This window comes from Pseudomonas fluorescens (assembly GCF_002837185.1).
Lineage (GTDB): Bacteria > Pseudomonadota > Gammaproteobacteria > Pseudomonadales > Pseudomonadaceae > Aquipseudomonas > Aquipseudomonas fluorescens_AM.
Genome location: NZ_KZ478046.1, coordinates 1 through 10,043, shown reverse-complemented (window position 1 = coordinate 10,043; position 10,043 = coordinate 1). Strand labels below are relative to the sequence as shown.

Annotated in this window: 10 protein-coding genes; 6 read left to right on the top strand and 4 right to left on the bottom strand. The window is 59.5% G+C overall.

Going from position 1 to position 10,043, the window contains the following annotated elements; all coding sequences use genetic code 11:
* Nucleotides 1-264 precede the first annotated feature (264 nt).
* Nucleotides 265-936 (bottom strand): response regulator transcription factor, encoded by a 672-nt coding sequence (locus CIB54_RS27085; RefSeq protein WP_175413320.1) that lies wholly within the window; start codon nt 934-936, stop codon nt 265-267.
* A gap of 343 nt (nt 937-1,279) precedes the next feature.
* On the opposite strand from CIB54_RS27085, the gene CIB54_RS27080 reads away from it, so the two are divergent.
* Nucleotides 1,280-2,701, top strand: a complete 1,422-nt coding sequence (locus CIB54_RS27080) for a serralysin family metalloprotease (RefSeq protein WP_101221482.1) — start codon at nt 1,280-1,282, stop codon at nt 2,699-2,701.
* A 6-nt stretch (nt 2,702-2,707) separates the two neighbouring features.
* Here CIB54_RS27080 and CIB54_RS27075 read toward each other — a convergent pair whose 3' ends face one another.
* Nucleotides 2,708-4,120: an aminotransferase-like domain-containing protein gene (locus CIB54_RS27075; protein WP_101221481.1), complete on the bottom strand. Its 1,413-nt coding sequence runs from the start codon at nt 4,118-4,120 to the stop codon at nt 2,708-2,710.
* 158 nt (nt 4,121-4,278) lie between these two features.
* Here CIB54_RS27075 and CIB54_RS27070 point away from each other — a divergent pair, with 158 nt between their 5' ends.
* From CIB54_RS27070 to CIB54_RS27050, 5 genes are all read left to right on the top strand, one after another.
* Entirely contained in the window at nt 4,279-4,461 is a 183-nt protein-coding gene (locus CIB54_RS27070; RefSeq protein ID WP_057721870.1) for a rubredoxin, read from the top strand.
* Between the two features lie 27 nt (nt 4,462-4,488).
* Nucleotides 4,489-5,358 (top strand): sugar phosphate isomerase/epimerase family protein, encoded by an 870-nt coding sequence (locus tag CIB54_RS27065; protein ID WP_101221480.1) that lies wholly within the window; start codon nt 4,489-4,491, stop codon nt 5,356-5,358.
* Between the two features lie 71 nt (nt 5,359-5,429).
* Nucleotides 5,430-6,062 (top strand): LysE family translocator, encoded by a 633-nt coding sequence (locus CIB54_RS27060; RefSeq protein ID WP_065953201.1) that lies wholly within the window; start codon nt 5,430-5,432, stop codon nt 6,060-6,062.
* Between the two features lie 78 nt (nt 6,063-6,140).
* Nucleotides 6,141-7,199 (top strand): diguanylate cyclase, encoded by a 1,059-nt coding sequence (locus tag CIB54_RS27055; RefSeq protein WP_101221479.1) that lies wholly within the window; start codon nt 6,141-6,143, stop codon nt 7,197-7,199.
* Between the two features lie 48 nt (nt 7,200-7,247).
* On the top strand, nt 7,248-8,477 hold the full coding sequence (locus CIB54_RS27050) for a M20/M25/M40 family metallo-hydrolase (protein ID WP_101221478.1): 1,230 nt from the start codon (nt 7,248-7,250) through the stop codon (nt 8,475-8,477).
* Between the two features lie 54 nt (nt 8,478-8,531).
* Here the strand turns inward: CIB54_RS27050 and CIB54_RS27045 are convergent, their stop codons facing one another.
* Complete coding sequence (locus tag CIB54_RS27045; RefSeq protein ID WP_101221477.1) at nt 8,532-8,951, bottom strand: hypothetical protein; 420 nt, start codon at nt 8,949-8,951, stop codon at nt 8,532-8,534.
* A 175-nt stretch (nt 8,952-9,126) separates the two neighbouring features.
* The coding region (locus tag CIB54_RS27040; RefSeq protein WP_232790618.1) for an RHS repeat domain-containing protein at nt 9,127-10,043 on the bottom strand (917 nt) is incomplete at its 5' end.

Here is a 10,043-nt window from a genome sequence, read left to right as displayed (position 1 = left end):
GGAAAGGTTGGCGGCGTGAACCTTAATCAGTGTCCAAGATTACTTGACCAGTTCACACATCCACCGCAACAACGAATGCCGGCGCGCAATGCGGCGCGGCTGGACCCCATCGAGGCATTGGCTCGGGATTGATCTCTGTCTGCCAATGAGTAGCAAATGTGGGAGGGGGCTTGCCCCCGATGTCAGAGTGTCAGTCAATGCATAGGCAAGCTGACACACCGCTATCGGGAGCAAGCCCCCTCCCACATTTTTACCGATGTCAGCTTAGAGACTGGTGTTGTCTTCGGTGGCATACATCCACCGCAACAACGAATGCCGGCCGCTGATGCCCAGCTTGATCGCCGCGCGCTTGAGGTAGCTCTCGATGGTGTTGACCTTCAGCGCCAACTGTTCGGCCAACTCCGGCGCGGTGCGCCCGGCCAGCAGGCCTACGCAGACTTCCAGTTCACGGTTGGACAGCGTTAACCCCGATTGCACCAGGCGCTCCTGAATGCGGCGGCGCAAGGTTTCGATGCCCTGGTTTTGTGGTTCCTGCGGCGTACTGCCAGGGGGGCATGGCTGGATCGCGCTGATGTGGTTTTCTACCATGGGCAGCAGCAGCGTGGAGAAGTCCTGCAGCATGCTGCGCTCTTGCGCCGAGAAGGTTTCGGACTGGTGCGAGCGGTACACCGACAACACATACCGCACATCGTCTTTACGGCGGGTGAGGTGCAGTTGGGCGGCCGGTTGCTCTTCGCCCAACGCCACCGCCGAGTCGGTATAGACCGGGCTGATCCTGCGGCGGGTGTGGCCGGCGGCATTCACTCGCAGTTGTGTGATGTGCGTGGCGTCCACTGCCAGTTGGGTAAGGATCAGGTCATGCAGCATACGTGGGAAGTGGCGACTGCCGGTGCTGGCGATGACCTTGCCTATATGTGGGAACAGGTGTGAGTTCATCAATTCGTCCATGAGTTTCGGGTGCAGGTATTGGGTCTTATAGCGACGGGGATTAAGAGGCTAGCCAATGGGAATAACCTGCAATGTTAGTGCTGCCCGACGAACCCTATGCTAGTACAGCCTGACAAAAGGGTGGGGATCCAATCGTTAAAAAAAACAGATTTAAAGCGCATAACGACCATTGCGCCTGATTTCGTGGTGGGCGTAAGGAGGTCGCCTACAGCTTCGGTGGTCGATGCCCAAGCCAGTTTCCGTAAGCGCCTATACAAGAGGGCGAAGCAACGTGCAGTTTGTCGAGTTGGGGGCGCTCAAGATGGAACCCCAGCCAGATAGGAGTGTGCGTATGAAAACTGTTGCCTCTCTCCCCAGTGATGCGTTGCGGCTTATCGAAGCCTTCCGGCATCGAGATGATCGCGGCGGTGACATCCGCCATAACGGCTTGCCCTCCAAATCTGCCGAGGATGCGGCCTCGCACCTCTGGCGAAAGAGCCCGGGGTGGCCGGACAAGAACGGTGATGGCCGCTATGACGTGACCTACGAATTTCGTACCCCGCCCGTTGACAAGGACGCGAGGCAGTTGGGTAAAACCGGGTTCACCCATATCCTGGAGAACCAGCGCCAGCAGACCCGGCTCAGCATGCAGAGCATTGCAGACGTTGCGAATGTCAGGTTTACCGAGGGGCCGAGAACGGCAGCCAGCGAAGGGCACATTACCCTTGGAAACTTCGGCCAGAGAATCAATGGTAAAGGTCAGCTTTACAACGATACGAGCTATGCCGTGTTGCCTGCGCCAGGTGTTGCCAGCAGCGGTGATATCTGGTTTGCGGTCAGCAAAGGCAACACCTCTGTGGTTGACGCCGCATTGGGAAATGCGGGGCGCTATACCATCGTCCATGAACTGGGGCATGCCCTGGGGCTGGCCCATACGGGCGACTACGACAGGACGCTGACTAAAGAACAAGTGGGCTATCACGAGGACTCGCAGAGTCACAGCGCCATGAGTTACCGGGGCGAGCGCACCGGCTATATGAATCATGCGGGCATGCGCGCTTCGGCGCCGCAGCTTGACGATATCAGTGCCTATCAACGCAAGTACGGCGCCAACCACGACACCCGCAAAGACGACACCACCTACGGCTTCAACTCCAATTCGGACCGCGACTTCCTGAGCGTCAACACTGCCAAGGATAAAATGGTAGCGGCCATTTGGGACGGTGGCGGCAATGACACCCTGGACTTCTCCGGCTACACGCAGCTTCAGCGAATCAGCCTGCGGGAGGGGACCTTCTCTGACGTCGGTGGCCTCAAGGGGAATGTGTCGATTGCCTATGGCGCGATGATCGAAAATGCCATCGGCGGCTCCGGCAACGATTTGATGGTAGGTAACGAGGTGGCCAACGAGCTCAAGGGCGGAGAGGGCGATGATTGGTTATATGGGGCAGAGGGGGCCGACACGCTGTGGGGCGGCAAGGGCAAGGACCTGTTTGCATATGGGCGCGCCAGCGATTCGACCCAGGCCGCACCCGACCGGATCATGGATTTTGTCAGCGGCGAAGACAGGGTCGATGTCTCGGGCGTCAGAGCCTCGCTGGGGATTGCGCAACTGACCTTCGTCGACGCATTTTCCGGCGCCATGGGTGAAGCTATGTTGACTTATAACCCAGTGCTGAAAATGAGTAGCCTGGAGATCTGCGCTGCGCCGAATGAGCCGAATTTCGTGCTTAGCGTAGAGGGTCAATTGCAGCGCAGTGATATCGTCAGTTGAGGCTTTTCATGCCTGCGCAAGCCGATGCCGCAGCAGCGCCTCGAACACCCGCTGCGCCCGTGGCTCATCACTATGGGCCACATTGAAACGCATCAAGTCCCGGTGAGCCGGGTCATAGCCAAACAGCACGCCGGGCGCCAGCACCATGCTGCGCTTCAGGGCTTGCTGGGCCAGCAGTTCGCCGTTGACGCCCGGCGGCAGGCGCGCCCAGATAAACATGCCGCCTTCGAAGGCCATCGGCAGTTCGCAGCCGCAGCGCTTGAGCCATTGCTCGACGCGCCCACCGGCTTCCATCAGGCGCTGGACCATGCGCTTGCGGTGTTTGGCGTAGCTGCCTTCACTGAGCATGCGGTACACGATCTGCTCGAACAGCTCCGAGGTCACGCCGCCGCTCATCAACTTCATGTTGGTCAGGTTGGCGGCCAGTTGCGGCGCGGCCACCACGTAGCTGACGCGGGTATTGGCGCTGAGGATCTTCGAGAACCCCGACAGGTAGGTGACCTGGTCCAGCCCGGCGACGGCGGCCAGGCGCGGCGGCGGATTGGGGTGCAGGTCGCCGTAGAGGTCATCCTCGACGATATGGCAGTGATACTGCTGGGTCAGTTGCAGCAGGCGAAACGCCTGGCCGGGGCTGAAGGAATGGCCTGTGGGGTTATGCAACACGCTGGTGGTCAGGTACAGGCTGGGCCGGTGTTCGGCCAGCAGGTGTTCGAGGGCGGTGAAGTCGAAGCCGTCGGGGCGGCGTTCGAGCGTCACCACCTTGACGCCATGCAGGGCCAGGTTGGCGTGGAAGTTGAAGTAGCACGGCGCGTCCAGCAGCACCGTGTCGCCGGGACGCACCAGCAGGCGCATGAGCATGTCCAGGCCCTGCACGGTGTTGGGTGTGGTGATGATCTGTTCCACCGGCACCGACAGGCCTTCGCTGTGGAGTTTCTGCTGCAGCGCCTGGCGCAACGGCAACAGCCCGGCCGGCGTGCCCAGCCCGGCGATGCGCAGCGACGGCGCGCGCACCACGCTGCGCATGGCCTGGCGGATCGCTTCGCCGTTCAGCCAGTCCTCCGGCAAGTGCCCGCCACCGGGACGCAGTTCACCACTGGCGGTGACCAGGGGCCGGCGCAACACGCTGAGCAGGTCCTGGGGCAGCAGGTCGACCCAGGTCACCGACGCCGGGCGCGCGCTGTCCATCGCCACGAAATAGCCACGGCCCTGGCTGGAGGTGAGCAGGTTGCGCCCGCGCAGACGGTCCAGGGCCTCATTGAGGGTGAACTTGCTGACACCGAGAAGTTCGGTCAACTCGCGTACCGACGGCAACTTGCTGCCGGGCGCCCATTCACCGGCCTCGATGGCCCGGCTGAACGCTTCCACGATCTGCTGGACCTTGGGTGTGCCTTCCACAAAGGCGATGGCGGATACCAACATGAAACGTCCTTATGTTTGCCGGTGATTTTACCGGTGAAGTCAGGCCGGATTAGGCATCACTTTACCTGCCTGGCGCAATGCCATTCCCCTAGACTGCGCGCCATCTCGCCAGGAGTTGGCGAAATTTCCTATACGCGAGCAATGGATTTTGCATTCTCATGAAGACTTATATGTGTGCACCCTGCGGTTTTATGTACGTAGAAGAATTGGGCATTCCGGAGGACGGAATTCCCGCCGGCACCCCTTGGGAAGAGGTGCCTGAAGACTGGACATGCCCCGATTGCGGTGTGACCAAGGCCGATTTCATGGCCATCGAACTCGCTGACGCCGTACCCGCTTGACCCTCCATCAACGAAAGGAATCGCTCCATGGAAAGTAAACTGATCAACCCCGCCGTGCCGTTCTGCACCGGTGTGGCCCACCAGAAATACCTGGCCGCGGAACAGGGCCTGCAAGCCGCCATCGATGGGCAATGCACCCACTGGTATGTGGACGGCAGCCTGTTCGGCGAAATGGTCGACGACTGGACCGATGCGCGCATCGAAAGCCTGCAGGCGCAGATCGCCGCCAGCGGCGTCAAGCCGGTCTTCCATGGCAACTTCAAGGCGCCGCTGGGCAGTGACGTCGAGGCGTTCCGCGTGGCCGCGGTGGCCTATGTCAAGCAGGAGATCGATATCGCCAGTCGCCTGGGCGCGCCGCTGATCATTCACGGTGGCTGCATCGTCGAGCCGAAAATGGTGCTCAAGGCCAAGAAGGTGGCGCTGGAGCATTACCTCAAGTCAGTCCAGGAACTGGCCAGTTACGCCGCGGCCAAGGGCACGGACATCTACCTGGAAAACCTGTCCAACTACGTCAACTATCGCCCCTTCCACTACATCTTTACCCATGAGGCGGAATACGCGTTCGTGTTCGAGCGCCTGCAAGCCCACGACAACGTGTATTTCTTCCTCGATGCCGGCCACGCCAATATCGAAAACGGCCTGCCGGCGGCCGTGGTGCGCAAGTATCACCACTTGATCAAGGGCATTTCCTTCAGCAACAACAACGGCGTGCAAGACCAGCATTTCGGCATTCACGACGGCAACTGTGACTACGCCGACGTCATGCAAGCCATTGTCGAAACCAACTGGAAAGGCCTGGTGGCGTTTGAAACCCGCAACCAGACCGCCAAGGCTGCCCTGGCCGACCTGGCCTTGATGTACCGCGAATCCCTGACGACCGAAATCGCCGTCGCCTGATGTCATCCAGGGGCGTGCGCCTGTGGTGCCCGCCCCGTTGTTGCCGTTCTCTCCATTCAAGGTCCCGGACCATGACAAGTGCGTTAACGCTGTCTTCTTTTCTCTACTTCCTGTTGTTCTGCGCCACCATGACCTTCAGTCCCGGCCCCATGACCCTGCTGTTGTTGAGCCTGGGCTTGAAGGACGGCCTGCGCAGTTCGATCCCGGCGCAGATCGGCGCCAGTGTGTCGTACCTGATTTCGATCCTGATCTTTGCCGTGGGCTTTTCCGAGCTGATCAAGGGCAACCTCGCGATTACCCAGGCCATCCAGTTTGTCGGCGTGGCCTACATCCTTTACCTGGCCTACAAGCAGTGGACCAGCAGCGGCGTGTCGATCGACAAGGCTGGCGCCGTGGAGGGCTCGCGCAGTCTGTTCGGCAAGGGTTTGCTGACCGGCTTTTCCAATCCCAAGACCATCATCATGTTCAGCGCCGTGTTCCCGCAGTTTGCCGGGGCGGGTGAGCACAGCTCGGCGGCGGATATCGCCATCCTCGGCCTGACCTTTCTGCTGCTGCAATTTGCCAGCGGTTGCCTGTACTGCTATTTCGGCCAGCGCATCAAGCACGTGCTGGAAAACCCCCGGCGGCGCGTGCTGCTGCAGCGGATCACGGCGGTGATGTTGCTCGGCGTGGCGTTGATGCTGGCACGTGGCTTTTCGCACTGAAGCAATAGCCTGCAAGCTGTAGTGGCGTTTTGACTTTACCCTGATAGACTTCAGGCATTGACCCAGGATGCCCCTATCATGCCAGCCGTCGGAGGAAATGGACTTCCGCTCGCTTCGCGCTTGTACAAATCCCGTCTCCTGGGTATGACGCTCGGCTTTGTGTGCGTGGCGTTTGCGATGTATCCGCTGAACCCGTCCCCATGGGTGTGGGCCTGGATGCTGATCAACGCGTTTGCCTGGCCGCACCTGGCATTTCAAGCGTCGTTGCGTGCCGCCCATGCGTTGCGCAGTGAGCGCCGCAACCTGTTGTTCGACTCCTTCTGCGGCGGGTTCTGGGTCGGCGCGATGCACTTCAATCCGCTGCCCAGCGTCACCACCTTGTCGATGATGAGCATGAACAATGTCGCCATCGGCGGGCCGCGCTTCATGCTGGCGGGGTGGGTGGCCCAGGCCCTGGGTATCGCCACGGCGCTTTTGATATTCGCGCCGGCCGTTATTGCCGTGACCACCCAGGTCCAGTTGTACGCCTGCCTGCCGATCCTGATGCTGTACCCCCTGGCCCTGGGCTGGATCTGCTACCGCCAGGCGGTGACACTGGCGCGGCACAAGCGTGAACTGCTGGCCTTGAGCCGCACCGACAGCCTGTCGGGCCTGCTCAACCACGGTGCCTGGAAAGACCATCTGGAACTCGAGTTCCAGCGTTGCCGCCGTGGCCCGTCGGGAGCGGCCATTGCGCTGATCGATATCGACCACTTCAAACTCATCAACGACACCTATGGCCATCTCACCGGTGATATCGTTTTGCGCCAGTTGAGCAAGGTCTTGCGCCAGAACCTGCGCGGCACCGACCTTGCCGGGCGCTACGGCGGCGATGAGTTCTGCGTGATCCTGCCGGACATGCCGCTCAACCGCGCCACTGAGGTGATGGACGCCCTGCGCGATCGTTTCAACGCTTTGGCGTACGCCCAGGATCCGACCCTGCGTGCCAGCTTGAGCATCGGCCTGGCGCTGTATCACCCCAGCCATGTCGACTCCGTCAGTTGGCTCAACGATGCCGACCGTGCCTTGTACGAAGCCAAAAGCAGCGGGCGCAACCGGGTCAACTCACTGCAGGGGGCTTGGTTGCGGTCCGTTTAGTGGGGTAGGGTGTGATGGCACCCCTTCAACAAAAACAAGGACCGGTTCATGCTCTTCACCTTCCCCCGTACCCTGCTGGCCGCCACCCTGGCCTTGTCCTTCGCCCTGCCGGCCTACAGTGCCGAACCGCACAAACAAATCCAGGCGGATGCCGAACAGTACAAGGATCAGGCCCTGAAACTGTTGGAACGCCTGGTGAATATCGACTCCGGCTCCGGCTACGAGCCCGGCCTGACCCAAGTGCGCGATATTGCCGTGGATGAATTGAAACAGCTGGGTTTCAGTATTCAACTGGTGCCGGACAAGGCCGCCAACAGCAGCCATGTGGTTGCCACCCTCAAGGGTACCGGCAAGGCCAAGATCCTGCTGATGGCGCACATGGACACCGTGTTCAAGGAAGGCTCGGCCGCCGAGCGTCCGTTCCATATCAAGGATGGCCGTGCCTATGGCCCTGGGGTGATGGACGACAAAGGTGGCATCGTCGCCGGCATCTACGCGCTGAAAGTCCTGAAAAACCAGGGTTTCAAGGACTATGCGCAGATCACCTTCCTGCTCGATGCCAGCGAAGAGACCGGCTCCGACGACGCGTCCGAACTGATCCGCACCACCGCCAAGGGCCATGACGTGACCCTCAACCTGGAACCGGGCCGCCCAGCCGACGGCCTGGTGGTCTGGCGCAAAGGCAGCGCCACCGCGGTGGTCGAAGTCAAAGGCAAAGCCGCCCACGCCGGCGTCGCTCCCGAATTGGGGCGCAATGCCGCCATGGAAGTCGCGCACCAGATCCTGCAACTGGGCAAGCTGGGGGACGAAGAAAAGAAAACCACCATCAACTTCACCGTGCTCAAGGCCGGCGACCGCACCAACGTTATCCCCGACCAGGCCACCGCCAAGGCCGATGTGCGCGCGGCGTTGCCGGAAGAGTTCGACCGCATCGAGAAAGACCTGGCGCGGGTTTCAGCGGACAAACTGATCCCCGAAACGGAAGTGAAGACCAGCCTGCAACGCGGGCTGCCGCCAATGCCGCAAACGGCGGAATCGGACAAACTCGTCGCGATTGCCCAGGGCATCTACGGGGAGCTGGGCAAAACCCTGACCATCGAAGGCAGCGGCGGCGCGGCGGATGCAAGCTTGTCGGCCGGGGTAGGCACGCCGACGCTGGACGGGTTTGGGATCGTGGGCGGCAATATTCACACGCCCGAGGAATATGCCGAGGTGGAGAGTGTGGCGCCTCGGGTTTATTTGTTGAGTCGGATGATTATGGAGTTGGCCAAGCGTTGAAGTAGATCATGCACTTGTGGCGAGGGAGTTTGCTCGCTCGCCACAGGCGGTGGGTTACCAAGTTGATTGGTCTTTGCGGCTGGCTTTTTGGAGGTCGTCTTTCCAGACTTCATTGGCGAGTCGGTAGATGTCGGCGAAGAAACCTCGAAGGTCGACTATTTCTGTTTCATCCCAGGCCATCGTAGTGTATTTGTCTGGATCGTCCTCAAAGTAAGATTGGAAGTTGAAATTCACGGTGTTTAAGGCGAAGGATAGGCTTTCTATTAATTTGTATCTGTGTCGATAGGAGAGTCTTTTGTATGGGTCTAAGCAATATTTTAGTATGAGATTTTCTCTGTCTTTACTGTTATTCGGGTTATAGCGAGCGAGCTCTTTCCCCTTGGTTTCTTCCCTGTCATAAATATCAAAAACTCCCACGAAATAGTAAAGGCTGGCGTCGAATGGGACGGTGTCGGAGCCGGGGTGATATAACATTTGTTGTCATTCCTTAATGGGGAATAAGGTGAAAGGTGTGCCGTCTTCTCGAAATTTCATTTCTACAGCATTCATGGATGGGTTAAAGGTTGGGTTGGTTGGGTCTCTTCTGTTTGGCCTGTAGCCTCGTCCAGCTCCTGGTAATTCTGAACGTACAATATCGTTTCTGCTGTCATCAACGCCGGTGTAGCGCGGTAGCCCCCGTTCTGTCCGCGAGGGGCTTTTGTCCATGCCTGAAGCTGAAACTTCCAACTGTTAAATTGCGAACTCGGGACCCCCTTCTATTTATTGGCGTTCTCCCCGTTATTGGGTCTGTTCCATCAAACGATCGCCTTTCTACCTTGTGATTCTCTACCTCCGGGCTGTGCTTGCCGACCATATGCATGTCGTACTTTTCTTCGTACTCCAGGATTCGACGCTTCGCATTGGCCTCGGTAAGTTCCTCAATCCTGGCCTGTCTAGCTGTCAGCCGCGGCTCGGGAGTTCGTGGCTCACCAGAGTCAACTCTAGCGGAATCAAAAGGACTTTGGGCTTTATAAGCTGGTCTGCATTCAGCGGACTCCGGACAAGAACTTAATCCCAGCGGATCTACCCACCCAGTAGGATTGGGCACGTACTGGTAGGCATTGATCCCACCCGCCAGCTTTACCGGGTCCGGCGTCAGGTAACGACCAATATCCGGATGGTAGTAGCGATGCCGGTTGTAGTGCAGGCCGCTTTCCTGGTCGTAGTACTGGCCTTGGAAACGTAGAGGGTTGTCGATTTTGCCGACGTCGAGGCGGCTGATTTCGCCGTATGCGCGGTGGTGCGCGGACCAGACGATTTCACCGTCGGGCGTGGTGAGTTCCTGCGGTGTACCGAGGTGGTCGAGTTGGTAGTAGTAGGGCTTTACGTCTTCTGGACCGAAGCCTTCCAGCAGTGCCAACGGACGGAAGCTGTCGGGTTCGTAGAGATAGCTGCGATGGCGATCGGCATGGTGTTCGGCGATCAGCTTGTCGCCTTGCCAGAAGAACTCCGTGGTTTTCTCTTCGAGGGTTTTGCTGATGCGGCGACCAAACGGGTCATAGCGATAGCTCGCGGTTTGGCCGTTGG